At 73.2% G+C, this 24,390-nt stretch carries 20 protein-coding genes; 12 read left to right on the top strand and 8 right to left on the bottom strand.

The annotated features are described in order from the left end of the window. The first annotated feature begins 10 nt into the window (after positions 1–10). Positions 11–1,714: an aspartate-alanine antiporter gene (gene aspT, locus ACZ7JZ_RS13270; protein ID WP_470937342.1), complete on the top strand. Its 1,704-nt coding sequence runs from the start codon at positions 11–13 to the stop codon at positions 1,712–1,714. A 52-nt stretch (positions 1,715–1,766) separates the two neighbouring features. Further along, positions 1,767–3,425, top strand: coding sequence for a bifunctional aspartate transaminase/aspartate 4-decarboxylase (locus ACZ7JZ_RS13265; RefSeq protein ID WP_470937339.1), 1,659 nt, complete (start codon positions 1,767–1,769; stop codon positions 3,423–3,425). Positions 3,426–3,501: 76 nt separating this feature from the next. Here ACZ7JZ_RS13265 and sph read toward each other — a convergent pair whose 3' ends face one another. Continuing rightward, entirely contained in the window at positions 3,502–4,491 is a 990-nt protein-coding gene (sph, locus tag ACZ7JZ_RS13260; protein WP_470937337.1) for a sphingomyelin phosphodiesterase, read from the bottom strand. A 157-nt stretch (positions 4,492–4,648) separates the two neighbouring features. Here sph and ACZ7JZ_RS13255 point away from each other — a divergent pair, with 157 nt between their 5' ends. Beyond that, on the top strand, positions 4,649–5,533 hold the full coding sequence (locus tag ACZ7JZ_RS13255; protein ID WP_470937334.1) for an oxygenase MpaB family protein: 885 nt from the start codon (positions 4,649–4,651) through the stop codon (positions 5,531–5,533). 7 nt (positions 5,534–5,540) lie between these two features. Here ACZ7JZ_RS13255 and ACZ7JZ_RS13250 read toward each other — a convergent pair whose 3' ends face one another. Continuing rightward, positions 5,541–7,097 carry a M1 family metallopeptidase gene (locus ACZ7JZ_RS13250; protein WP_470937331.1) on the bottom strand — a complete coding sequence of 519 codons (1,557 nt, stop codon included), beginning with the start codon at positions 7,095–7,097 and terminating at the stop codon, positions 5,541–5,543. 242 nt (positions 7,098–7,339) lie between these two features. Between ACZ7JZ_RS13250 and ACZ7JZ_RS13245 the strand changes: the two genes are divergently transcribed. Further along, the gene (locus ACZ7JZ_RS13245; RefSeq protein WP_470937328.1) at positions 7,340–8,977 is read left to right on the top strand and encodes an ABC-F family ATP-binding cassette domain-containing protein; all 1,638 of its coding nucleotides are present in this window, start codon (positions 7,340–7,342) and stop codon (positions 8,975–8,977) included. 28 nt (positions 8,978–9,005) lie between these two features. Here ACZ7JZ_RS13245 and ACZ7JZ_RS13240 read toward each other — a convergent pair whose 3' ends face one another. From ACZ7JZ_RS13240 to ACZ7JZ_RS13230, 3 genes are all read right to left on the bottom strand, one after another. Then, entirely contained in the window at positions 9,006–9,779 is a 774-nt protein-coding gene (locus ACZ7JZ_RS13240; RefSeq protein ID WP_470937325.1) for an SDR family NAD(P)-dependent oxidoreductase, read from the bottom strand. Between the two features lie 152 nt (positions 9,780–9,931). Continuing rightward, positions 9,932–12,448: a Tex family protein gene (locus ACZ7JZ_RS13235; protein ID WP_470937322.1), complete on the bottom strand. Its 2,517-nt coding sequence runs from the start codon at positions 12,446–12,448 to the stop codon at positions 9,932–9,934. A 101-nt stretch (positions 12,449–12,549) separates the two neighbouring features. Next, positions 12,550–13,419, bottom strand: a complete 870-nt coding sequence (locus ACZ7JZ_RS13230; protein ID WP_470937319.1) for an SCO6745 family protein — start codon at positions 13,417–13,419, stop codon at positions 12,550–12,552. Positions 13,420–13,576: 157 nt separating this feature from the next. Here ACZ7JZ_RS13230 and ACZ7JZ_RS13225 point away from each other — a divergent pair, with 157 nt between their 5' ends. Both ACZ7JZ_RS13225 and ACZ7JZ_RS13220 read left to right on the top strand, forming a co-directional pair. Further along, entirely contained in the window at positions 13,577–14,560 is a 984-nt protein-coding gene (locus tag ACZ7JZ_RS13225; RefSeq protein WP_470937316.1) for a GlxA family transcriptional regulator, read from the top strand. A 58-nt stretch (positions 14,561–14,618) separates the two neighbouring features. Beyond that, positions 14,619–15,254: a DJ-1/PfpI family protein gene (locus ACZ7JZ_RS13220; RefSeq protein ID WP_470937313.1), complete on the top strand. Its 636-nt coding sequence runs from the start codon at positions 14,619–14,621 to the stop codon at positions 15,252–15,254. An 81-nt stretch (positions 15,255–15,335) separates the two neighbouring features. Here the strand turns inward: ACZ7JZ_RS13220 and ACZ7JZ_RS13215 are convergent, their stop codons facing one another. After that, the gene (locus ACZ7JZ_RS13215; protein ID WP_470937310.1) at positions 15,336–16,100 is read right to left on the bottom strand and encodes an enoyl-CoA hydratase/isomerase family protein; all 765 of its coding nucleotides are present in this window, start codon (positions 16,098–16,100) and stop codon (positions 15,336–15,338) included. Between the two features lie 76 nt (positions 16,101–16,176). Here ACZ7JZ_RS13215 and ACZ7JZ_RS13210 point away from each other — a divergent pair, with 76 nt between their 5' ends. Both ACZ7JZ_RS13210 and ACZ7JZ_RS13205 read left to right on the top strand, forming a co-directional pair. Further along, positions 16,177–16,890, top strand: a complete 714-nt coding sequence (locus ACZ7JZ_RS13210; RefSeq protein ID WP_470937307.1) for an HdeD family acid-resistance protein — start codon at positions 16,177–16,179, stop codon at positions 16,888–16,890. Between the two features lie 145 nt (positions 16,891–17,035). Beyond that, a complete protein-coding gene (locus tag ACZ7JZ_RS13205) occupies positions 17,036–17,497 on the top strand; it encodes an ATP-binding protein (RefSeq protein ID WP_470937481.1) in 462 nt (153 codons plus the stop codon). An 11-nt stretch (positions 17,498–17,508) separates the two neighbouring features. Here ACZ7JZ_RS13205 and idi read toward each other — a convergent pair whose 3' ends face one another. Continuing rightward, entirely contained in the window at positions 17,509–18,105 is a 597-nt protein-coding gene (idi, locus tag ACZ7JZ_RS13200) for an isopentenyl-diphosphate Delta-isomerase (RefSeq protein WP_470937304.1), read from the bottom strand. Between the two features lie 151 nt (positions 18,106–18,256). Then, on the bottom strand, positions 18,257–19,474 hold the full coding sequence (locus ACZ7JZ_RS13195; RefSeq protein ID WP_470937478.1) for a GNAT family N-acetyltransferase: 1,218 nt from the start codon (positions 19,472–19,474) through the stop codon (positions 18,257–18,259). A gap of 561 nt (positions 19,475–20,035) precedes the next feature. On the opposite strand from ACZ7JZ_RS13195, the gene ACZ7JZ_RS13190 reads away from it, so the two are divergent. Genes ACZ7JZ_RS13190 through ACZ7JZ_RS13175 form a run of 4 tightly spaced genes read left to right on the top strand, consistent with a single transcriptional unit; the run spans position 20,036 to position 24,390 of the window. Continuing rightward, the gene (locus ACZ7JZ_RS13190) at positions 20,036–21,835 is read left to right on the top strand and encodes a DUF5941 domain-containing protein (RefSeq protein WP_470937475.1); all 1,800 of its coding nucleotides are present in this window, start codon (positions 20,036–20,038) and stop codon (positions 21,833–21,835) included. After that, the gene (locus ACZ7JZ_RS13185) at positions 21,832–22,584 is read left to right on the top strand and encodes a phosphocholine cytidylyltransferase family protein (protein ID WP_470937301.1); all 753 of its coding nucleotides are present in this window, start codon (positions 21,832–21,834) and stop codon (positions 22,582–22,584) included. The genes ACZ7JZ_RS13190 and ACZ7JZ_RS13185 overlap by 4 nt, the downstream gene beginning before the upstream one ends. After that, entirely contained in the window at positions 22,572–23,633 is a 1,062-nt protein-coding gene (locus ACZ7JZ_RS13180; protein ID WP_470937298.1) for an iron-containing alcohol dehydrogenase family protein, read from the top strand. Before ACZ7JZ_RS13185 ends, ACZ7JZ_RS13180 begins: the two co-directional genes overlap by 13 nt. After that, entirely contained in the window at positions 23,611–24,390 is a 780-nt protein-coding gene (locus ACZ7JZ_RS13175) for a CDP-alcohol phosphatidyltransferase family protein (protein WP_470937295.1), read from the top strand. Before ACZ7JZ_RS13180 ends, ACZ7JZ_RS13175 begins: the two co-directional genes overlap by 23 nt.

Raw genomic sequence — 24,390 nt, 5'->3', positions numbered from 1 at the left:
CGGCACTCACATGATCGATTTCCTCAACCGGAACATCTTCGTCCCACACCCCGAGCTGCTCGTCTTCCTGACCGTCGCCCTCGGATTCCTCGCCGGGAAACTGCGCTACAAGAGCATCGCGCTCGGCGCGGTGACCGGGTGCCTCGTCCTCGGGCTGGTCCTCGGGGCCCAGTTCCAGGTCACCATCGACGGCACGGTCAAGAACCTCTTCTTCACCCTCTTCCTCTTCGCCCTCGGCTACCGGGTCGGCCCTCAGTTCTTCCGCGGTCTGAAGAAGGACGGCCTGCCGCAGGTCGTCAACGCCGTGGTCGTCTGCATCACCGGCCTGCTGGTCTCCTGGGGCTTCGCGGTGATGCTCGGCTACGGCCCCGGGCTCAGCGCCGGCCTGCTCGGCGGCGCCCTCACCCAGTCCGCCGTCATCGGCGTGGCCCAGGACGCCATCGGCAACCTCCCCGGCCTCAGCGCCGACCAGGTCAAGGAGCAGCAGAACCTCGTCGCCGTCGGGTACGCCGTCACCTACCCCCTCGGCACCATCCTGTGCGCGATGCTCCTCGCCAACGTCCTGCCCCGCCTCTACCGGCGCGACCTCGCCGCCGAGAGCGCCCAGCTCGCCAAGGAGCTCGACGCGCCGAGCGACGACCCCGACCTCCACGAGGGCTACTACGAGGTCGTCCTGCGCGCCTACACCCTCCAGCGGCCCGACCTCGCGGGGCGGACCATCGAGGACTTCGAGCAGCAGCAGAAGGCCCTCGGCCGCCGGATCTACCTCACGCGGATCCGCCGCGCGGGGGAGGTGCTCGACCACACCCAGCAGACCGAGCTGCGCGAGGGCGACGTGGTCGCCGTCAGCGCCCTGCGCGGCTCACTGGTCGAGTTCGACGCCCGGACCCACATCGGGGCCGAGACCGACGACGTGGAGCTGCTCGGCTACCAGACCGAGACCCTGCACGTGGTCGCCTCCGAGAAGGCCCAGCTGGGCAAGACCATCGCGGAGCTCCGCCAGGAGGAGTTCATGGTGGGCGTCTTCATCGACAAGCTGTACCGCTCGGGCGCGGAGTTCCCCTACCGGCTCTCCACACCGCTCGAACGCGGCGACACGGTGGTGCTGTCGGGGCCCAAGCGGCTCGTGGACCCGGCGGGCCGGGCCCTCGGCAAGCCCGTCCCGACCAGCTTCGCCACGGACATGGTCTGGGTGGGCCTCGGCGTCTTCCTCGGCGGCTGCATCGGCATCCCGGCGCTCACCGCCGGCGGGGTCCCCATCTCCCTGTCCACCTCCGGCGGCGCCCTCATCATGGGCCTGGTCTTCGGCTGGATCCGCGGCAAGTACCCGACCTTCGGCAACGTGCCGCCCGGCGCCCAGTGGTTCATGGACACCTTCGGGCTCTGCCTGTTCGTCGCGGTCGTGGGCATCAACGCCGGGCCCAGCTTCACCAGCGGGCTGTCCACGGCCGGCTGGGGCCTGCTGGTCTTCGGAGCGGTCGCCACGGTCATTCCGCTGATCGTCGGCTTCCTCGTCGGGCACCACGTCCAGAAGATCCGCTTCCCGGTCCTGATGGGGGTCCTGTCCGGCGCACAGACCACCACGGCCGCCATCGGGGCCGTCAACGAGGCCTCCAAATCCCAGGTGCCGACGCTGGGTTACACCATTCCCTACGCCATCGGCAACGTGCTCCTGACCATCTGGGGCGCCGTCATCGTGCTCCTCAACCACTGACCCGCCCCCGCTCCACCCTCCTCTCCCGCCCCCACCGAGAAGGACGTGCACCGTGCCCGAGACCAGCTTCAGCCGCGAGGAGATCCAGTCCTTCGCCCAGCTCAGCCCCTTCGAGCTGAAGGACAAGTTCATCCAGATCGCGAAGGCGGCTCAGGAGGACAAGCCCGGCCAGAAGGGCAAGGCCGCGCGCGCCATGCTCAACGCGGGCCGCGGCAACCCCAACTGGATCGCCACCGGCCCCCGCGAGGCCTTCTACGCCCTCGGCTACTTCGCCCTGGAGGAGTCCCGCCGGGTCTGGACCGCCGACAACCTCGGCGGGATGCCCGAGAAGCAGGGCATCGGGGAGCGCTTCGACGCCTTCCTGCGCCGCCACCCGGACCTGCCCGGCGCCGAACTCCTCGGCCGCTGCGTGGCGTACGCCATGGACCGCTTCGCCTTCGACCGGGACTCCTTCGTCCACGAGCTCGCCGACTCGATCACGGGGGACAACTACCCCGTGCCCGACCGGATGCTGAAGCACGCCGAGCACATCGTGCGCGGCTACATCGGCGACGAGCTCTTCGACAAGCGGCCCGCCGCCGGCAACCGCATGAGCCTGTTCGCGACAGAGGGCGGCACGGCCGCCATGTGCTACATCTTCGACTCCCTGATGAAGAACGGGATCCTGCACAAGGGGGACAAGATCGCCCTGATGGTGCCGGTGTTCACCCCGTACATCGAGATCCCCGAGCTCGACACCTTCGAGTTCGAGGTGGTCAACGTCGAGGCGAGCCTCTTCACCGAGACCGGCGTGCGCCAGTGGCGCTACCCGGAGGAGGAGGTGGCCAAGCTCGCCGACCCCTCGGTCAAGCTGGTGTGCATCGTCAACCCGAGCAACCCCCCCTCGCTGGCGATGAGCGACCGGGTGATGAACCAGATCAAGGACATCGTCGCCACCACCAACCCCAACCTGCTCGTCGTCACCGACGACGTCTACGGCACCTTCGTCGAGGGCTTCCGCTCGATCGCCGCCGAACTGCCGCGCAACACCCTGCTCGTGTACTCCTACTCCAAGCACTACGGGTGCACGGGCTGGCGCCTGGGCGTCATCGGCCTGCACGACGACAACGTCCTCGACGAGATGCTCGCCGCCCTCCCGCAGGCCGAGAAGGACCGGCTCGACAAGCGGTACGGCACCCTCACCCTGGAGCCCTCGAAGATCCGCTTCATCGACCGCCTGGTCGCCGACTCCCGCGAGGTCGCCCTCAACCACACGGCCGGACTCTCCCTGCCCCAGCAGACGATGATGGTGCTCTTCTCCCTCTTCGACCTGCTCGACGAGGGCCAGGCGTACAAGCGCAGGATCCGCGAGATCGTCCACCGGCGCCTCGAACTCCTCCTGGAGGGCGCCCAGATGAAGATCTCCGAGGACGAGAAGCGGGCCGCGTACTACATCGAACTCGACCTGCTGGCCGAGGCCGAACGGGTCCACGGCAAGGACTTCGCGGCCTTCCTGGAGAAGAACTACGAGCCGGTCGACCCGCTGTTCCGCCTCGCCGAGCAGACCTCCGTGGTCCTCCTCAACGGCGGCGGCTTCGACGGCCCCCAGTGGTCCGTACGCGTCTCCCTCGCCAACCTCGACGACCTCGACTACCTGAAGATCGGCCACCACCTGCGCGCCATCTTCCAGGACTACGCCACCGAATGGGAGCGCTCGCGCGCCGGCGGCTGACCTCCCGCACCACGCCCCGCGGGGCGCCCCCTCCGGTCGGGAGGGGGCGCCCCGCGGGCGTGTCACGGGCGTCCGCTCAGGAACCCACGACCGGGTAGTGGTCGGAAAGGTTGGAGTACGTGTAGGACTTGCCCCAGCTGCTCACCGTCCACGGGGCGCTCTGCTCCTTGACCACGTTGTTGTCCCAGCCGGCCGGGCGGGCGTGGCCCTGCCGGTGCAGGACGTAGTCCAGGTCCTCGCGCGGGTCGGTCGGGTAGCGGTCCTTCGCGATCGAGTTGTCCGCGGTGTCGAAGGAGTAGGGGTGGCCCGAGCGCGAGTCCGCGCCCGCCAGGCCGCCGTCCGCGAGCATCGACGCGTACTCCGGGCTGTGCGAGTCCACGTTGAAGTCGCCCGCCACGATGACCTGCTCGCCCGCGGGGATGTTCTTCGCGTCGAGGAACGCGTCGATGTTCCTGAACTGCCGGCTGCGCATCTGCGCCGCCTCGCCCGCCGAGCAGCCCGGGTCCGTGGACTGGGCGTGCGTGCCCACCACGTGCACGCGGGTGCCGTTCACGTCGAGGACCGCGTAGGCGAAGCCCTTGTTGGACCACCAGTCGGCGCCGCAGGCGTCCTTGAAGACGTACTGCTCCTTGCGCACGATCGGCCACTTGCTGAGGATCGTCACCCCGCCGTCCTCGGGCGTGGTCGCCGAGTACGCGCCGCCGGTGGCGTCCCAGCCGGACTTGCTGCGTCCCACCACCGGGGTCTGGTGGGGGTACTCGGAGGCCGAGTTGGCCTTCAGGGCGTCGCCGGAGGCGTTGTCGAACACCTCCTGGAGCACGACCACGTCGTGGCCCTTGTAGAAGGAGGTCCTCGGTATCTCGCGCGCCCGGTGGTCCTGGCCCCAGTTCGGGTAAAGGTTCTTCGAGAACAGGAATACGTTGTACGACAGGACGCTCAGCTGCGGGGTGGCAGCGGACTCCGCGGCGGAGGCGGCCGGTACGGCGGTCGCGGTGAGCGCGGCGGCCGCCAGGGCGGCCAGTGCAGCGGACACGGCCGTGCCGGGGCGGAGCGGGGAGGACGTCATGAAGACTCCTGAATCAGGTGGAGGACTGATCGGCCCGGCCATCACATCATCCGGAGTTACCTCGGGGTAACACCCGTGCATCGGGAATCTTGACGGGTTGCGACCATTGCGCCGCGCATACTGGACATCCGACACCGACCACCCCCGGAGGACGGGCATGAGGCAGCCGGAGCACCCCCAGCCGCCCCCGCCGGGCGGCATCCTGTGGAGCGTCGCCGGGGACGTCCGGCTGCTGCTGATGCTGCCCGCCGCCTTCACCCTGCAGGTGGCCCACCCCGTCATCGCCGCCGGGGTCGACGAGCACTCGGTGTTCCGCACCGACCCCTGGGGCCGCGGGGTGCGCTCCGTGGAATCCGTACAGAAGTGGGTCTACGCGGGGGAGGAGGCCGCCGCCGAGGGCCGCCGGGTCCGGGCCCTGCACCGCGGGATCAAGGGCCGCACCCCCGCGGGCCGGGCGTACCACTCGCTCGACCCGGACTGCTACACCTGGGTCCACGAGTCCGGCTTCGCCGTCTTCCGGTACGCCCTGCCGATGCTCTGGGGCCGGCCGCTGACCCCCGCCGAGGAGCGGGCGCTGTTCGCCGAATGGCTCCAGGTCGGCCGCGTGCTCGGGATCCGCGACCGGGACATGCCGCAGACCGTCGAGGAGTACGGCCCGTACTACCGCAGGATCCTCACCGAGGAGCTGGCCCGCACGGCCGTCGCGGCCGAACTCGTCGCCACCGACCTGCCGCTGCCCGCCCCCGACCGCGGCCCGCGGGCCGTCCGGCTGCTGCTGCGCACCCTGTGGCCCGTCCTGCGCCGCCCGTTCCTGCGCCTGCGCGCCTTCGTCACCGCCGGGTACATGCCCCCCGACGCCCGCGCCGCCCTGCGGCTGGACTGGACCCCCGCCCAGGAGCGCCGGCTGCGCCGGCTCAGCAGGGCCGCCGCCCTGCTCGTCCCGCTGCTCCCGGAAGGGCTGCGCTATCTGCCGATCGCCCGCCGGGCGCGGGCCGAGTGGATCGGGGCCGGACGCCCGCGGCGGTCCGCCGCGGGCGCCTGACGGGCGGTCAGTGACCGCTGTCGTGGACCGAGTTGGTCGCGGCGATCTTCTTCCAGGACTTCGGGGGAACGGCCTTGCCCGGACGGGCCTCGGCGGCCGCGCCGGCCCGAGCGGTGGGCCTGCCCGCGGCCGCGCCCGGTGCGGTGGGCGTGCGGAGGGCGGCGGCGGCCGGGATCGAGGCCGGCTTGCCCGCGGTGTACAGCCAGGTGTCGAAGAGCCCGCCGAGCTGCTTGCCCGAGATCCGCTCAGCGTAGCGGACGAAGTCGGCGACCTTCGCGTTGCCGTGCGCGTACGCGGTCGGCCAGCCCTTGAGGATCGCGAAGAACTTCTCGTCGCCGATCTCGTTGCGCAGCGCCTGGAGCGCGAGCGCGCCCCGGTCGTAGACGGCCGCGTGGAACTGGTTCTCCGGACCCGGGTCACCCGGCTTGACCTGCCAGAACGGGTCGTCGGCCGGGCGGGAGGAGTACACCCAGTCCGCCAGCTCCTGCGCGGTTCCCTCACCCTCCTTCTCCGACCACAGCCACTGGCTGTAGCGGGCGAAGGCCTCGTTGATCCAGATGTCCTTCCAGTTGTTCACGGACACGCTGTTGCCGTACCACTGGTGCGCCAGCTCGTGCACGACCACCTGCACGTTCGCGCCGTTCGCGAACTGCCGCGGGCTGTAGAACGGCCGGGTCTGGGTCTCCAAGGCGTAACCGCTGGTCACGTTCGGCACGTAGCCGCCCAGCGCGTTGTACGGGTACGGGCCGAAGTAGCCGGTGAGCCACTCCGCGACCTCCGCGGTCCGCTCCAGGCTCGCCCGCGCCGCGCCCGCGTTGTCGCCCAGGTCGCGGCTGTACGCGTTCAGGACCGGCAGGCCGTCGGCGGTCTTGTCGGTGGTGATGTCGAACCTGCCGACGGCCAGGGTGGCCAGGTACGTGGCCTGGGGCTTGTTGGAGCGCCAGTTGTACCGGGTCCAGCCCAGCTTCGAACTCGTCGACTGGAGAACGCCGTTGCTGATGGCCTGGGTGCCGTCCGGCACGTTCACCGACACGTCGTAGGTGGCCTTGTCCAGCGGGTGGTCGTTGCTCGGGAACCACCAGATCGCCGAGTCCGGCTCCTGGGCGGCGACGCCGCCGTCCGGGGTCCGGTGCCAGGCGGTCCAGCCGTCCACCTTCAGCTCGGAGGGCTTGCCCGCGTACGTGACCACGACCGTCAGCGGCTTGTTCCGGGCCACGGGGGACGCCGGGGTCACCTCCAGCTCCTGGGTGCCCGAGGTGGCGAACTTCGCCTTGACCCCGTTGACCCGCACCTCGCTCACCTTGAGTCCGAAGTCCAGGTTGAAGCGGGACAGGTCCTGCCGGGCCGTGGCCACCAGGGTCGCGGTGCCCTCCAGCAGGTCGGTGACCGGCTGGTACTTCAGCCTCAGGTCGTAGTGCGAGACGTCGTACCCGCCGTTGCCGGCGGCCGGGTAGTAGGTGTCTCCGAGGCCGGGGGCGCCGGGAGCGAAACCTGCGGCCGATGCCGGGATCGCCAGCAGAGCGGACGCGGCAAGTACGCCGGGCGCGATGAACTTGCGGTGCACGAAGGGCTCCAAGGGGTAGGGGGGCGGGCTTCGGTCCGACCGTAGACAGCCGCCCCGCCCCGGGTCACGGCCCTTCCGAGCCTTGTCACGCGACCGCCATCCGGCCGTCACAGTGAAGATCGTTTCCGGCCTGCGGGCCGGTACCGGGACGGGCTGCCGACCGGTCCGCAGCGCCCGGCACCCGCCCCGGCCTGCGGTCCCGCCCGGCCGTGCGCCCCGCACCCCGTAGGATCGGACCCCTCATGACTGCAACCCTCGTCGCCAAGGACCTCGCCGCCGGCCACGGCGAACGCGTCCTCTTCGCCGGACTCGACCTGGTCGTCGCCCCCGGCGACGTCATCGGCCTCGTCGGCGTCAACGGAGCCGGCAAGTCCACGCTCCTGCGCCTCCTCGCCGGCCTCGACACCCCCGAGGAAGGCGAGCTCAGGCTCTCGCCGCCCACCGCCTCCGTCGGCCACCTGCCCCAGGAGCCGGAGCGCCGCCCCGGCGAGTCCGTCCGGGACTTCCTGGCCCGCCGCACCGGGGTCGCCGCCGCCCAGAGCGCGCTGGACACCGCCACGCAGGGCCTGGTGGACGGCGTAGCGGGCGCCGACGACGCCTACGCCGCCGCCCTCGACCGCTGGCTCGACCTCGGCGGCGCCGACCTCGACGAGCGCGCCGAGGAGGTCGCCGCCTCCCTCGGCCTCGCCGTCGGCCTGGACCTGCCCATGACCGCCCTCTCCGGCGGCCAGGCGGCCCGCGCCGGCCTCGCCTCCCTCCTGCTCTCCCGCTACGACGTCTTCCTGCTCGACGAGCCCACGAACGACCTCGACCTCGACGGACTGGAGCGCCTGGAGGAGTTCGTCCGCGGACTGCGCGCCGGCACCGTCGTGATCAGCCACGACCGCGAGTTCCTGGCCCGCACCGTCACCAAGGTCCTCGAACTCGACCTGGCCCAGCAGCAGATCAACCTCTACGGCGGCGGCTACGAGTCCTACCTGGAGGAGCGGGACACCGCCCGCCGGCACGCCCGCGAGGAGTACGAGGAGTACGCCGACAAGCGCTCCGCCCTCGAGGACCGCGCCCAGATGCAGCGCAACTGGATGGACAAGGGCGTGCGCAACGCCCGCCGCAAGTCCTCCGACAACGACAAGATCGGCCGCAAGCTGCGCGCCGACTCCAGCGAGAAGCAGGCCGCCAAGGCCCGCCAGACGCAGCGCGCCATCGAGCGCCTGGAGGTCGTGGACGAGCCCCGCAAGGAGTGGGAGCTGCGGATGGAGATCGCCTCCGCACCCCGCTCCGGCTCCGTCGTGGCCACCCTCCGCGGAGCCGAGGTGCGCCGCGGGGACTTCACCTTCGGACCCGCCACCGTCCAGATCGACTGGGCCGACCGCGTGGCCATCACCGGGGCCAACGGCGCCGGCAAGTCCACCCTGCTCGCCGCCCTCCTCGGCCGGCTGCCCCTGGACTCCGGGGACGCCTCCCTCGGCTCCGGCGTGCTCGTCGGCGAGGTGGACCAGGCCCGCGGGCTGTTCCTCGGCGAGGAGTCCCTCCTCGACGCCTTCTGCGCCGCGGTCCCCGACACCGAGCCCGCCGAGGTCCGCACCCTGCTCGCCAAATTCGGCCTGAAGGCGGTGCACGTGCTGCGCCCGGCCGCCACCCTGTCCCCGGGCGAGCGGACCCGGGCGGCCCTCGCGCTGCTCCAGGGCCGCGGGGTGAACCTGCTCGTCCTCGACGAGCCGACCAACCACCTCGACCTGCCGGCCATCGAGCAGCTCGAATCGGCCCTGGAGGCCTATACGGGCACCCTGCTGCTCGTCACCCACGACCGCCGGATGCTGGAGGCGGTGCGCACCACCCGCCGGCTGCGCGTCGAGGCGGGCAGGGTCACCGAGGACTGACGCGGCCCGGCCGGGTCCCGGCGCGGGCTCAGACCCCCGCCGGGGCCCGCCGCCTGCGGGCCATCCGGGTGGCGACCAGGTGCCGGGGCAGGTGCCGTACGGCCTGGACGTACGCCTTGTAGCGCCAGCCCGCCACGCTCACCGGGCGGCGCCGCGCCAGGTCCTTCAGCGCCTGGGCCACCACCTGGTCCGCCTCCAGCCACAGCGACTCCCGGAGCGCGCCGAGGTCCATCCCGGCCCGCTCCTGGAACTCCGTACGGGTGAACCCGGGCACCACCGCCAGCACCCGCACCCCGTACGGGGCCAGGTCCACGCGCAGCGATTCGCTGAACGCCGTCACCCAGGCCTTGGCGGCCCCGTACGTGCCGGTCGGCAGCATCCCCGCCACCGAGGACACGTTGAGCACCGCTCCCCGGCGCCGCTCCCGCATCCCCGGCACCGCCGCGTGCGTCAGCCGCATCGGCACCCGTACGAGCAGGTCGAGCATCCGCTCCTCGTCCTCGACGGGGCTGTACGGGAACGGGGCCGCCAGCCCGAAGCCGGCGTTGTTCACCAGCACGTCCACCGGCCGCTGCGGATCCGCGAGCCGCTGCGCCACCCGCCGGCAGCCGTCCGCCTCCAGCAGGTCCGCCGCGAGCACCTCGCAGGCCACCCCGTGGGCCGCCCCGAGCTCCGCGGCGGCCGCCGCGAGCCGCTGCGCGTCCCGGGCGACCAGGACGAGCGCGCACCCGCGCGCCGCGAAGGCCCGCGCGAATGCGGCGCCCAGCCCCGCACTGGCACCCGTGATCAGTACGGTCGTCACACCTGCTCCTCCGGGCGGTCCACGCTGCCGTCGCGGAATGCGGACAGCCGCAGGCCCGCCCGCCGTCGCGGCGCGCGGGCCTGCGGCCATCCCTACCGATCCTGCCGCGCCCCCGGCAAGGCGGGCCCCGCCGGAGGGGCGCGATCAGGCCGTCAGCGCCTGCCGCGGCCCTCCGGGCCCGCGAGACCGGCCCGGCGCAGGGCATCGGCCATGGCGCTGTTCGAGGGCGCCGGGGCGCCCCCGCCCCGCCCGCCGCGGCCCGCGCCGCCGCCCGGAACGCCCGCCGAGCCGGAACCGCCCGAGCCCGAGCGGGAGCCGGAGCCCGCGCCGCCCGAGCCCGCCGCCGCGCCGCCGCGCTGCTGCGGGGGCCGGCCGCCGCCCCGGCGGTCCTGGCGGCCGCGCCGGCCGCCGTCCTGCCCGCCGTCCTGTCCCTCACGGCCGCCGGGAGCGCCCTGTCCGCCGCGGCCGCCCGCGGCCCCGGCCTCCGCCCCGTCGTCCAGGCGCAGGCTCAGGGAGATCCGCTTGCGCGGGATGTCCACGTCCATCACCTTGACCTTGACGATGTCCCCGGGCTTGACCACGTCCCGCGGGTCCTTCACGAAGTTCTTGGACATCGCGGAGACGTGCACCAGGCCGTCCTGGTGGACGCCGATGTCCACGAAGGCGCCGAACGCGGCCACGTTGGTCACCACGCCCTCCAGCACCATCCCGGCCTCGAGGTCGCCGATCTTCTCCACGCCCTCCTTGAAGACGGCCGTCTTGAACGCCGGGCGCGGGTCCCGGCCCGGCTTCTCCAGCTCCCGCAGGATGTCCGTGACCGTCGGCAGGCCGAAGGACTCCGTCACGAAGGACTCGGGGCGCAGCGAGCGCAGCACGGAGGTGTTCCCGATCAGGGCGGCCACCTCGCCGCCCGCCGACTTCCCCATCGCCCGTACCACCGGGTAGGCCTCGGGGTGCACGCTGGAGGCGTCCAGCGGGTCCTCGCCGCCGCGGATCCGCAGGAAGCCCGCGCACTGCTCGTACGCCTTGGGGCCCAGCCGGGACACGTCCTTCAGGGCCCGGCGGCTGCGGAAGGGGCCGTGGGCGTCGCGGTGCGCCACGATGTTCTCGGCGAGGGTGCCGCTGATCCCCGAGACCCGCGAAAGCAGCGGCGCCGAGGCGGTGTTGACGTCCACGCCCACGCCGTTGACGCAGTCCTCGACCACCGCGTCGAGGGAGCGCGAGAGCTTCACCTCGGACAGGTCGTGCTGGTACTGCCCCACCCCGATGGACTTCGGGTCGATCTTCACCAGCTCGGCCAGCGGGTCCTGGAGCCGCCGGGCGATCGACACCGCCCCGCGCAGGGACACGTCCATGTCGGGGAGTTCCTGCGAGGCGAACGCGGAGGCCGAGTACACGGAGGCGCCCGCCTCCGAGACCATGACCTTCGTCAGGCCCAACTCGGGGTGCTTGGCGCACAGTTCGGCGGCGAGCTTGTCGGTCTCCCGGGAAGCGGTGCCGTTGCCGATCGCGACCAGCTCGACCGCGTGCTCCTTCGCGAGCCGCGCCAGCTTCGCCAGCGCCTCGTCCCAGCGGTTGGCCGGTACGTGCGGGTGGATGACGTCGGTGGCGACCACCTTGCCCGTCGCGTCCACGACGGCGACCTTCACGCCCGTACGGAAGCCCGGGTCCAGGCCCAGCGTGGCGCGGGTGCCGGCCGGGGCGGCCAACAGCAGGTCGCGGAGGTTCGCGGCGAACACCCGGACCGCCTCGTCCTCGGCGGCCTGCCGCAGCCGGGTGCGCAGGTCGATCCCGAGGTGCACGAGGATCTTCGTGCGCCAGGCCCAGCGCACCGTGTCCGCCAGCCACTTGTCCCCGGGGCGGCCCTGCGCGGCGATCCCGAAACGGCGGGCCACCATGCCCTCGTACGCGGAGGGGACGGGCGGCGCGGCCGGATCGGCGGGCTCCTCCGGCTCCAGGGTCAGGTCGAGGACGTCCTCCTTCTCCCCGCGCAGCATCGCGAGCACGCGGTGCGAGGGCAGGGCCGTGAACGGCTCGGCGAAGTCGAAGTAGTCCGCGAACTTCGCCCCGTCCTGCTCCCGCCCCTCACGGACCCGCGCGGCGAGCCGGCCGCGGGTCCACATCCGCTCGCGCAGTTCGCCGATCAGGTCGGCGTCCTCGGCGAAGCGTTCCGTCAGGATGGCCCGGGCGCCCTCCAGGGCCGCGGCCGCGTCGGCCACCCCCCGGTCCGCGGAGACGTACGCCGCCGCGGCGGCCGCCGGCTCGGCCGACGGGTCCGCCAGCAGGCCCTCGGCGAGCGGCTCCAGCCCCGCCTCGCGGGCGATCTGGGCCTTGGTCCGGCGCTTGGGCTTGAAGGGCAGGTAGATGTCCTCCAGCCGGGCCTTGGTGTCCGCCGCCAGGATCCGCGCCTCCAGGGCGGCGTCCAGCCTGCCCTGCTCCCGTACGGACTCCAGCACGGCCGCCCGCCGGTCCTCCAGCTCGCGCAGGTACCGCAGCCGCTCCTCGAGCGTGCGCAGCTGCGCGTCGTCGAGCATCTCGGTGGCTTCCTTGCGGTAGCGCGCGATGAACGGCACGGTCGAGCCGCCGTCGAGGAGCTCGACGGCGGCCTTCACCTGTCGCTCGTGTACGCCGAGCTCCTCGGCGATCCTGCCTTCGATGGACGTGGTCACGATCCGGTCCCGCCTTCGTTTGAGCCTGGGGGCTGCAATTGTGGCAGGTGGCGGGTGTGGCCCGGGTCAGATCGCGCGGGGTTTCGCGGCCCCCGCGGGCGTCACTCCTTGCCGAGCAGGTCGGCCGGGAAGGCGCCGTTCTGGAGCGCCCGTACGAACCACCCCTGGCCGAGCTCGGTCAGCCGGGCCGTGCCCGCCGCGCCCAGGTGCTCGTACGGGGCCCGGTCCAGCCGGTCGGTCTCCGACTCCACGGCCTCGCGCAGCTCCAGGCCGGCCGGGGTCAGTTCGCCGGCGGCGTCCAGCACCCCGCGCCCGCGCAGCCGGTCCTTGGCGGCGTCCAGGTCCTCCTGGGTCCAGCCGCGGGTGTTGCGGGTCCACTTCGGCGTCATGCCCAGGCCCGAAGCCGTGTGCGAGACCAGCGACTCGATCGGGTCTATCTCCGCCCCGACCAGCGCGATGATGTGGCCGTCGCCGCGGTGCTCGCGCAGCAGGGTGGCCGCGTGCCAGTACGCGAGGTGCGCCTCCTGCGGGACGGGCAGGTCCGCGTGCGCCGAGTACAGGATCCGGCCGTGCCGGGTGCAGGCCTCGGCGGCGCGCAGCGCGAGCTCAGCGGCCTCCTTCATCTCGGCGGAGGCGATGACCTCCTCGCCCAGCAGCCGCCGCAGGGTGGCGTCGGCGGCCCGCACGCGGGCGTCGAGGACCTGCTCGGGGGAGGCCTCCTGCCACACGGCCGGCAGGTGCCGCGCGAGCAGTGCGTGGTTGTAGTTGAAGAAGGCCGCGGCCACCGCGCCGGGGCCCACGGCGCCCAGGGCCGCGGCCCGGGCCGCGAGGCCCGCGGCCACCGGGTCCTCGATGCCGGCGGCCGCGAGCTCCCGGCCGTGCTCCGGGGCGAAGTACAGGATCGCGTGCATCGGATTGAGCGTGCCCTGGGCGCAGTTGCGCACCGCGTGCGCGGGAAGGAGGGAGGTCATGCGCGCACGCTAACCGCCGCCCGGGAGGCCCGGTAAGCCCTTTTCGGCCACCGTCGGCGAGGACCTGGCTAGGTGGGGCCGAGCGGTACGGGCCATGGCAGGAAAGGTGGGAACACCGTCATTGCGGACGTCCCGGAGCCCGTCCGAGGATGGGTCCATGCCGCAGCGAACCGTACTGGTGGTGCTCTTCGACGGGGTCCAGAGCCTCGACGTCACCGGACCCGTCGAGGTCTTCAGCGGGGCCTCCCACCTGGCCCCCGGACCCGGCTACCGGATCCGCACCGCCTCCCTCGACGGGGGCCCGGTGCGCACCGGCAGCGGACTGGTCCTGGCGCCCGACGGCCCGCTCGACAGGGCACCCCGGCCGCACACCCTCCTCGTGCCGGGCGGCGAGGGCACCCGCCGAGCCGGCCCGCGGCTGACGGCCTGGGTGCGGGAGCACGGGCCGCGCGCCGAGCGGCTGGTGTCGGTGTGCACGGGCTCCCTGCTGCTCGCCGAGGCCGGGCTGCTCGACGGCCGCCGGGCCACCTCGCACTGGCGGTACTGCGAGACGATGGCCCGCCGCTATCCGGCCGTCGAGGTGGACCCGGACCCGATCTACGTGCGCGACGGCAACGTCGCCACCTCCGCCGGGGTGACCGCCGGGATCGACCTCGCGCTGGCACTGGTCGAGGAGGACCACGGCCGCGAGGTGGCCCTGGCGGTCGCCCGCCACCTGGTGGTCTACCTCCACCGGCCCGGGAACCAGGCCCAGTTCAGCGCCCAGCTGGCCGCCCAGACCGCGCGCCGCGAACCGCTGCGCGAGGTGCAGCGGTTCATCGGGGAGCACCCGGAGGGGGATCTGAGCGTGGACGCCCTGGCCGCCCTGGCCCGGCTGTCCCCCCGCCACTTCGCCCGTGCCTTCCAGGCCGAGACCGGGGTCACCCCCGGCCGGTACGTGGAGCGGGTCCGCGTCGAACACGCCCGGCGCCTGCTGGAGGAGAGCACCGACGGGGTCTCCCAGATCTCCCGCGCCTGCGGCTACGGCACCCCGGAGGCGCTGCGGCGCGCCTTCGTCAGAACGCTCGGCCAGTCGCCCGCGGAGTACCGCCGCCGGACCAACCCGATCCGGCCGAACCCACCCCGGCCGCAAGGAACGTGAACGTACCGGCACCCGCACCCGTACCGGCATCCGAACCCGAACCCACCGGAGGACCACCGTGCAGATCGCGATCCTGCTCTACGAAGGCTTCACCTCGCTCGACGCCGTCGGCCCCTTCGACACCCTCGGCCGCCTCCCCGGCGCCGAGACCGTCTTCACCGCCGAGCGGCCCGGCCCGGTGCGCAACGACTCCGGCGCCCTCGCCATGGTCGCGGACCGCTCCCTCGCGGAGGTCCCGGCCCCGGACATCGTGGTCGTCCCGGGGAGCCCGGACCCGACCGCGGCCATGCGCAGCCCCGCCGTCCTCGACTGGCTGCGCACCGCCGACGCGACCAGCACGTGGACCACCTCCGTGTGCACCGGCTCGCTGCTCCTGGCCGCCGCGGGGCCCCTCAAGGGCCGCCGCGCCACCTCGCACTGGCTCGCCCTGGAGCACCTGGCCCGCTACGGAGCCGAGGCCACCGGCGAGCGCGTCGTCACCGACGGCAAGTACGTCACGGCCGCCGGGGTCTCCTCCGGGATCGACATGGGCCTGACCCTGGTCGGCCGGATCGCCGGGGACCGCGCCGCCCAGGCCGTCCAGCTGCTGACCGAGTACGACCCCCAGCCGCCCTACGACGCGGGCTCCCCGGAGAAGGCCCCGGCGGACCTGGTCGAGGAGTGGCGCGCGAGCAGCCGCTTCGCCTTCGAGTAGGGCGGACGGGGCCGGGCCGGGGCGGAAGGGGACGGAACCGCCCGAGGGGGCAGCCCGGGGAGGCGGCCCGAGGGGGCGGGCTCAGCCCTCCGCCGGCTCCTCCGGCCAGGTGAAGGCGGGGGTGCGGCGCTCCAGGAAGGCGGCCACGCCCTCCGCCGTGTCCCCGCTGCCACGGGCCTGCTGTGCCCAGTGGGCCTCGCGGCCGGTGCGCCCGTCGGCGAACTCCTTGGCCGCGGCCTGGGTCAGCCGGGAGCGGGAGGCCAGGACCGCGGTGAACTCGGCCACGCGCTTGGCGAGTTGCCCGGCCGGCAGCACCTCGTCCACCAGGCCGGTGCGCAGGGCGCGGTCGCTGTCGACCAACTCGGCGGAGAACAGGAGGTACTTGGCCGCGGCCGGTCCCACGAGCGAGGCCAGCCGCCGGGTGGAGGAGGCCGGGTAGACGATGCCCAGCCGCGCGGGGGTGACCCCGAAGGAGGCCCCCTCCTCCGCGAACCGCAGGTCGCAGGCGGCGGCGAGCTGGCAGCCGCCACCCACGCAGTGGCCGCGGACCGCCGCCAGGGTGGGCCAGGGGAAGGCGGCGAGCGCCTCCTCCGCGGCCACGGCGAGGGCCTGCGGGTCCCCGGAGGCCGCGGGGTCGCGCAGCGAGGAGATGTCGGCCCCGGCGCAGAAGGTCTCCCCGGCGCCGGTCAGCACCAGGGCCCGTACCCGCCGGTCGGCGGCCAGCGCGTCGAGCAGCCGCGGCAGCTCCCGCCACATCGGCGCGGTCATGGCGTTCCGCTTGGCGGGGTGGGAGATGACGACCGTGGCGACCCCGTCGGCCACGGTGTGCAGCAGCTGCGCGTCCATGCGCCGGATGCTATCCCGGCCGTCCGAACTTATGATCAAGGGAGTCCGGGAGGGGGGCGCTGGAGAAGGAGCCCGCATGGCCGCCGACCGCACCGAAGCCGAGCAGCAGCAGCTGAAGGACAAGAAGAAGCTGAACAGGGGATTCGCCCTGCTCGCGGCGCTCGGCGTGATCCTCGTCCTGGCCGGGCTGGTGGGCCTGGTCTACACGGGGGTCGCCACCCTCACCTCCATGTTCCTGTTCGGCTGGCTGCTGCTGATCGGCGGAGCGGTCGGCCTGGTGCAGGCGGTGCAGTCCCGCAAGAGCAGCTACTTCTGGCTCGCGGTGATCGTCGCCGCGATCAACCTGGCCGCCGGGTTCGTGATCCTGCGCAGGCCCGAGGCCAGTGCCGAGGCCCTGACCATGTTCGCCGCCCTGCTCTTCCTGACCGGCGGAGTGTTCCGGCTGGCGGGCGCGCTGGTGGTGCGCGGGCCGAACCTGTGGCTGGCCCTGGTGCAGGGCGCCTTCGGGGTGCTGCTGGGCCTGCTCGTGCTGGCCGGCTGGCCCGGCAGCAGCCAGTACGTGATCGGCGGGTTCTTCTCGCTCGCGCTGCTCTTCGACGGGCTGAGCCTGTTCGCCCTGGGGATGGGCGCGCGCAAGATCCTCGGGCTGCTCGACGACGACGAGGAGGCAGGCGGGCCGGGCGGAGCGGGCGGGACGGTGGTGCCGGGCGAGGTGGTCGGGTCGACCGACGTGGCCGGCGGGGCGGGCGTGACCGGGGAGTACGGTAAGGGTCGCCGCGCGGATCAGTAGCAGTCGCACAACTGACGCTGTCATAAGCCAGCGGTCAAAAGGTGTCCGAATAGCGCCGATTTCTGGTCAGGTACCCAGGGGATACCTGGGGTTTCCCCACCCTTGACCTGTGGAGACGATCGAGCGTGAAGACGGGGGCCGGGACATGGACGCGCCGCCCCCGAGCGAACAACCCGCGGCCGGACCAGCCTACGACGGAGTGTGGCGGTTCACGGCCCCCGCAGTTGAAGAATCCGTTCCGCAGTCCCGCCGGGCCGTCCGGGACCTGCTCCGCCGCCAGGGCGTGCCCGACGGCGACACCGCGTACTCGGTCCTGCTGATCGTCTCGGAGCTGGTCACCAACTCCGTACGGCACGCGGCCCTGCTCTCCCCGCAGGTCGCCATCGAGATCGCGATCGGCCCGCAATGGGTACGGGTGGCCGTCGAGGACGACCACCCGTACCGCCCCAAGGCCCTGGAGGCCGATTTCGGCCAGACCGGCGGCAGGGGCCTGCTGCTGGTCCGGGAGATCACCGCCCTCGCGGGCGGGGTCTGCGACGTGGAGCACACCGCGGGCGGCGGCAAGGTGATCTGGGCGGCCCTGCCGCTGACCGGGCGGGCCGCGTAGCCGCCGTACGGCTACCAGCCCGCGGCGTCCCCGGTGAGCTCGCGGATCGCGGGCCGCGCCGCGTCGAGCACCGTCATGAACCAGGCCGAGAACGGATCGGCCGCGTGCCGCTTCGCCAGCTCGTCCGCCGTGACGAAGACGGTGTCGCCGACCTCGTCCGGGTCGGGCAGCACCGGCGCCTGCGCGAGTCCCACGAACAGGTGGTTGTACTCCTGCTCCACGAGACCCGAGGCCGGGTCGGGGTGGTTGTAGCGGACCGTCCCCGCCTCCGCGAGCAGCGAGGGCGACAGGCCCAGCTCCTCGTACGTCCGGCGGGCCGCCGCGGCGAACGGGGACTCGCCCGGGTACGGGTGCCCGCAGCAGGTGTTCGACCAGACCCCGGGGGAGTGGTACTTCCCCAGCGCCCGCTGCTGGAGCAGCAGCCGACCCGCCTCGTCGAAGAGGAACACGGAGAACGCCCGGTGCAGCTGCCCGGGCGCCTGGTGGGCGGAGAGCTTCTCCGCGGTGCCGATGGTCTTGCCCGCCTCGTCGACCAGTTCGAGCATGATCGGTTCCTCGGCGGTGCCGCTCGACGCACTGGTGGCGGCGGTGGCTGGTGTGATCGGCATAACCATCCTTCGCTTCGGTCTACGGCCTTCAGTCTGCCGCACAAAAGCGGCTTGTCCGCACTTCGCCGGTCTGTGCCTGTCCGGCCCCCGCCGCGTGCTATGCGGCGGGGACCGACGGATCGGCCGGGGCGGCGCGGACCTGCCGCGCCGCTCAGATCCCGAACGGCGGCGGGTACTCGATCATGCCCGCCGGAACCGGCGCGGAACCGTCGAGCCGCAGCACCATGTGGGCCTCGTCCGGAACCTCGAAGGGCAGTGCGATCCCGTACCGGGAGGCCCGCTCGAAGCCGAACCTCGGGTAGTACCCGGGATGCCCGAGCACCAGGACGAGCGGTTCGCCGGCCTGCCGGACGGCCTCCAGCACCGCACGGATCACGGCGCTGCCCGCCCCCGTGCCCTGGTGCTGCGGGGCCGTCGCCACCGGGGCCAGGGCCAGGGCGGGCGCCCCGCCGATCCGGCAGCGGGTGATCAGCGCGTGCGCCGCCACCGACCCGTCCGGGGCCTCGGCCACGTACGAGTAGGCCGGCACCCAGGCCGGATCGGCGCGCAGGGCCTCCACCAGCTCCGCCTCGGCGGCGGTCGGGAAGGCCGCCGCGTGCACGGCGAAGACGGCCTCCCGGTCGGCCGGCCGCTCCTCGCGCACCGCCCAGCCGGGCGCCCCTGCGGCCCGCACGGGCTCCGCGGGCCGCAGGACGTACCCGCTGTAGCCGTACTCGGCTCCGTGCTCCCGGCGTACGGCGATCTCCTCGCGGGCCCCCGCCACGGCCTCCGCCATGCCGGGGACCGCCGGGTCGGCCGCCGCGGCGCGGGCGCCGAGCGGGCCGTAGTACTCGTCCCAGTCGGCCTCGGGCTGCCGGTAGGTGCCGAGGACGCGGTAGCCGGCCGACTCGGCGGCGGCGGTGTTCTGCGCGTCGGTGCGCAGGGCGTAGTGCCGCTCCCAGAACTCCCGCACCGGAGCGGAGGGCTCCGGCGCGGTCCACACGCACTCGGTCAGCACCAGGGTGCCGCCGGGGGCGAGCAGCCGGCGCCAGTCCCGCAGCGCGGTGTCGAACCCGATGCAGTACACCGAGCTCTCGGCCCAGACCAGGTCGAAGGAGCCGTCGGGGAAGTCCAGGTCGCCCATGTCCGCCCGCACCGGGTGGACGCGGTCGGCGAGCCCGCGCTCGGCGGCGGCCGCGCGGAGCTCGTCGAGGAAGCCCTCGTGCAGGTCGACGGCCGTCACCTCGGCCCCCGCCTCGGCGGCGAGGAGCAGGGCGCTGCGGCCGGGACCGCAGCCCAGGTCGAGGACCCGGGGCCGCTCGGGGAGCGGGCCGGCGAGGGAGAGCAGGCGGCGGGTGGTCGCGTCGGAGCCCGGTCCCTGGCGCGGCAGGCCGCGGTGGAGGGTGAGGAAGGCCTCCCAGGCGGCGGAGGCCGCACCGGGAGCGCCGCCGGAGGAGGGGGAGGGGGAGGACGCCGAAGGGGCGTCGGAGGGGTGGGACGGGTGTGAGTGCTGCTGGTCGGTCAACGTGAACCCTTGGAGTGGGAGGGCACGGCCGGCGGCCTGATCGGCGCGCAGTGGAGAGGAAGCGCGCGTCAGACGCGGCCGGATGCCCGGAGCGTGGGGATGGACCTGTGTCCGCCGCACGTGGCAGCGGTGCTCACGACGGTCATCAACCCACCTCCTCCTCGCATCCGCGGCGCACCAGCAGGGCCGCCGCAATCAACCGAACGTCTCAGCGAACACCCTAGCACCCGGCGGTTTGTGGACGGCGGGGCCGATCGACCATGATGATCACGGCCCCGGACCGGGGGAGGGCCCGCGATCATCTGCTGATCGGGGCGTGAACGGGTGATGAACACCCCCTTCGCGGCATCCGATAGCCTCTGCCGACATGCCGCCGCCCCCCGAGGGCGCCCGGCCGCACGCGTTCGCTGTAAGGAGTGGGTTCGTCTGCCGACCGCCATCCTCACCGGTCCGCCGGTACCCGGATCGCCGCTCGAAGGCGAACTGCGCTCACTGGGCTTCCAGGTGCGGCACGCCCCCGCACCCTGGGACGCCGGACACGTCCTGGCGTCCGTACCCGACGCGGAGCGGGTCGCGCTCGTGGACAGCCGGTTCGTCGGCCACACCCACGCGCTCCGGCTCGCCCTGACCGACCCCCGCTTCGAGGCCTGCGCCGTCCCCGGCGCCCTCGCCGTGGAGGGCCCGCTGCGGGCCCGGCTGACCGCCGCCGCCACCGCGTCCGACCCCTTCCTCGTCGCCGACGCGGCCGCGGCCCTGCCCGACCGGCTCGCCGCCGCGCTGGAGGCCGACGGGACCCCGGTCCAGCGGCCCGACCTGGGCAGCCTGGTCGCCCGGGTGCCCGCGGTCCCCGAGGACCGGCCGGCCGCCGAGGCCGCCGTCGCCGCCGTGGACGGGGAGGCGGTGCGCCTGCGGACCGCCGTGAAGTCCCGCGACGGGTTCTTCACCACCTTCTTCATCAGCCCGTACTCGCGCTACATCGCGCGCTGGTGCGCCAACCGCGGGCTGACCCCCAACCAGGTCACCACCGCCTCGCTGCTCACCGCGCTGATCGCGGCCGGCTGCGCGGCCACCGGCGACCGCGCGGGCTACGTCGCCGCCGGCGTCCTGCTCATCGTCTCCTTCGTCCTGGACTGCACCGACGGGCAGCTCGCCCGCTACTCGCTCCAGTACTCCACGATGGGCGCCTGGCTCGACGCCACCTTCGACCGAGCCAAGGAGTACGCCTTCTACGCCGGCCTCGCCCTCGGCGCGGCCCGCAACGGAGACGACGTCTGGGCCCTCGCCCTCGGCTCCATGGTGCTGATGACCTGCCGGCACGTCGTGGACTTCTCCTTCAACGAGGCCAACCACGACGCCACCGCGAACACCAGCCCCACCGCCGCCCTCTCCGACAAGCTGGACAGCGTCGGCTGGACGGTCTGGGTCCGCAGGATGATCATCCTGCCGATCGGCGAGCGCTGGGCGATGATCGCGGTCCTGACGGCCGCGACCACCCCGCGGATCACCTTCTACGCCCTCCTGATCGGCTGCGCCTTCGGCGCCCTCTACACCACGGCCGGCCGGGTCCTGCGCTCCGTGACGCGCAAGGCGAAGCGCACCGACCGGGCCGCGCAGGCCCTCGCCGACCTGACCGACACCGGCCCGCTCGGCGAGCTGGTGGCCGCGGGCCTGCGCCGGATCCCGACGTACACCGCCCCCGCGTTCATCGCGAGCGGCGCGGGCGCCGCCGCGGCCCTGCTCACCGCCGCGTACGCACTGCCGTACGGCGACCCCCTGCTCCTGGTCTTCGCCGGCCTCTACGTCCTGGCCGCCGGCTCCGCCGTCGCCCACCCCCTCAAGGGGGTCCTGGACTGGCTCCTGCCGCCGCTCTTCCGGGCCGCGGAGTACGGCACCGTCCTGATCCTGGCCGCCAAGGCCGAGGTACCCGGCGCCCTCCCGGCGGCATTCGGCCTGGTGGCGGCGGTCGCCTACCATCACTACGACACGGTGTACCGCATCCGCGGCGGCACCGGCGCGCCCCCGCACTGGCTGGTGCGGACCACCGGCGGCCACGAGGGCCGGGTCCTGGCGACCGTGGCCCTGTCCGCCGTCCTCGCACGCGCAGACCTCCCCGTCGCGCTCACGGCCCTGGCCGCGGGCGTGGCACTCGTGGTGCTCTCCGAGAGCATCCGCTTCTGGGTCTCCTCCGGAGCACCCGCCGTACATGACGAAGGAGAACCAGCATGATCGGCCTTGTACTCGCTGCCGGTGCCGGACGCCGCCTGCGTCCCTACACCGACACCCTTCCCAAGGCCCTCGTGCCCGTCGGCCCCGAGGGCCAGGAGGAGAGCCTCACGGTCCTCGACCTGACCCTGGGCAACTTCGCCGAGGTCGGCCTCACCGAGGTCGCCGTCGTCGTCGGCTACCGCAAGGAGGCCGTGTACGCCCGCAAGGAGGCCCTGGAGGCCAAGTACGGACTGTCGATCACCCTGATCGACAACGACAAGGCCGAGGAGTGGAACAACGCCTACTCCCTGTGGTGCGCCCGCGAGGTCCTCAAGCGCGGCGTCATCCTCGCCAACGGCGACACCGTGCACCCGGTCTCCGTGGAGAAGACCCTGCTCGCCGCCCGCGGCAACGGCCAGAAGATCATCCTGGCCCTCGACACGGTCAAGAGCCTGGCCGACGAGGAGATGAAGGTCATCACCGCCGACGGTGCCGGCGTGCAGAAGATCACCAAGCTGATGGACCCGGCCACCGCGACCGGCGAGTACATCGGCGTCACCCTGATCGAGCCCGAGGCCGCCGAGCCCCTCGCCGAGGCCCTCAAGGCCACCTTCGAGCGCGACCCCGACCTCTACTACGAGGACGGCTACCAGCACCTCGTCGACAACGGCTTCACCATCGACGTGGCCCCCATCGGCGATGTCCAGTGGGTCGAGATCGACAACCACGACGACCTCGCCAAGGGCCGGAAGATCGCATGCCAGTACTGACGCGGCTGATCCCGTCGCCGGTCGTCGTCGACATCTCCCGGGGCGCCATGGACGACCTGGCCGGCCTCCTGGCCGACCAGCGGATCTCGGCCTCCGGGAAGCTCGCCATCGCGATCAGCGGGGGCTCCGGCCAGGCGCTGCGCGCCAAGCTGGAGCCCGTCCTGCCGCACGCCGACTGGTACCCGGTCGTCGACGGCACCATCGACTCGGCGGTCAAGCTCGCCGACGACATAAAGGGACGCCGCTACGACGCCGTGGTCGGCCTGGGCGGCGGCAAGATCATCGACGTGGCGAAGTACGCCGCGGCGCGGGTCGGGCTGCCCATGGTGGCCGTCGCCACCAACCTCTCCCACGACGGGATCTGCTCGCCGGTGTCCATCCTGGACAACGACAACGGCCGGGGCTCCTACGGGGTCCCCACCCCGATCGCCATGGTGATCGACCTCGACGTGATCAAGGACGCCCCGGTGCGGTTCATCCGCGCCGGCATCGGCGACGCGATCTCCAACATCTCCGCGATCGCCGACTGGGAGCTCTCCCACGAGATCACCGGCGAGCCCGTCGACGGCCTCGCGGCCGCCATGGCCCGCACCGCCGGCGAGTCCGTGCTGCGCCACCCCGGCGGCTGCGGCGACGACGAGTTCCTCACCGTGCTCTCCGAGGCCCTGGTCCTCTCCGGCATCGCCATGTCGATCAGCGGCGACAGCCGCCCGTCCTCCGGCGCCTGCCACGAGATCAGCCACGCCTTCGACCTGCTCTACCCGGGCCGCTCCGCGCTCCACGGCGAGCAGGTCGGCATCGGCGCGGCCTTCGCCATGCACCTGCGCGGCGCCAAGGAGCAGGCCGGCCTCTTCGCGGAGGTGCTGCGCCGCCACGGCCTGCCCGTGCTGCCCGAGGAGATCGGCTTCAGCGTGGACGAGTTCGTCCAGGCCGTCGAGTACGCCCCCCAGACCCGCCCGGGACGGTTCACCGTCCTGGAGCACCTCAACCTGTCCGCAGCCGACATCAGGGACGCCTTCACCGACTATGCCCAGACCATCCGTAGCTGAGCTCCGACCGGTCGTCCACCCCGCCGGGGTGAAGGACCGGCGCAGCGGGGAGCACTGGGGCGGCCGCCTCTACATGCGCGAGATCTCCCTGCGCATCACCCGCGTCCTCGTGGGCACCAGGGTCACGCCCAACCAGCTGACCTACCTGATGACCCTGGCCGGAGTGCTGGCCGCCCCCGCCCTGCTGCTGCCGGGCATCTGGGGCGCCGTACTCGGCGTGGTCATGGTGCAGCTGTACCTGCTGCTCGACTGCGTCGACGGCGAGGTCGCCCGCTGGAAGAAGCAGTACTCGCTCTCCGGCGTGTACCTCGACCGGGTCGGCGCCTACCTGTGCGACGCGGCCGTGCTCGTCGGCTTCGGCCTGCGCGCGGCCGACCTCTGGGGCGAGGGCCGCATCGACTGGCTGTGGGCCTTCCTCGGCACCCTCGCCGCCCTCGGCGCGATCCTGATCAAGGCCGAGACCGACCTGGTCGGCGTGGCCCGGCACCAGGCCGGGATGGCCCCGGTGCAGGAGTCGGCCGCCGAGCCGCGCTCCTCGGGCATGGCGCTGGCCCGGCGGGCCGCCGCCGCGCTCAAGTTCCACCGCCTGATCCTCGGCATCGAGGCCTCGCTGCTCATCCTGGTCCTGGCGGTCGCCGACCAGATGCGCGGCGACCTGTACTGGTCCCGGGTCGGCGTGGCGGTCCTCGCCGGCATCGCCCTGCTCCAGACCGTGCTGCACCTGGTGTCCGTACTCGTCTCCAGCAGGCTGAAGTGA

Source organism: Streptomyces sp. NPDC038213 (assembly GCF_055600495.1).
This window is presented reverse-complemented; position numbering and strand designations above follow the sequence as displayed.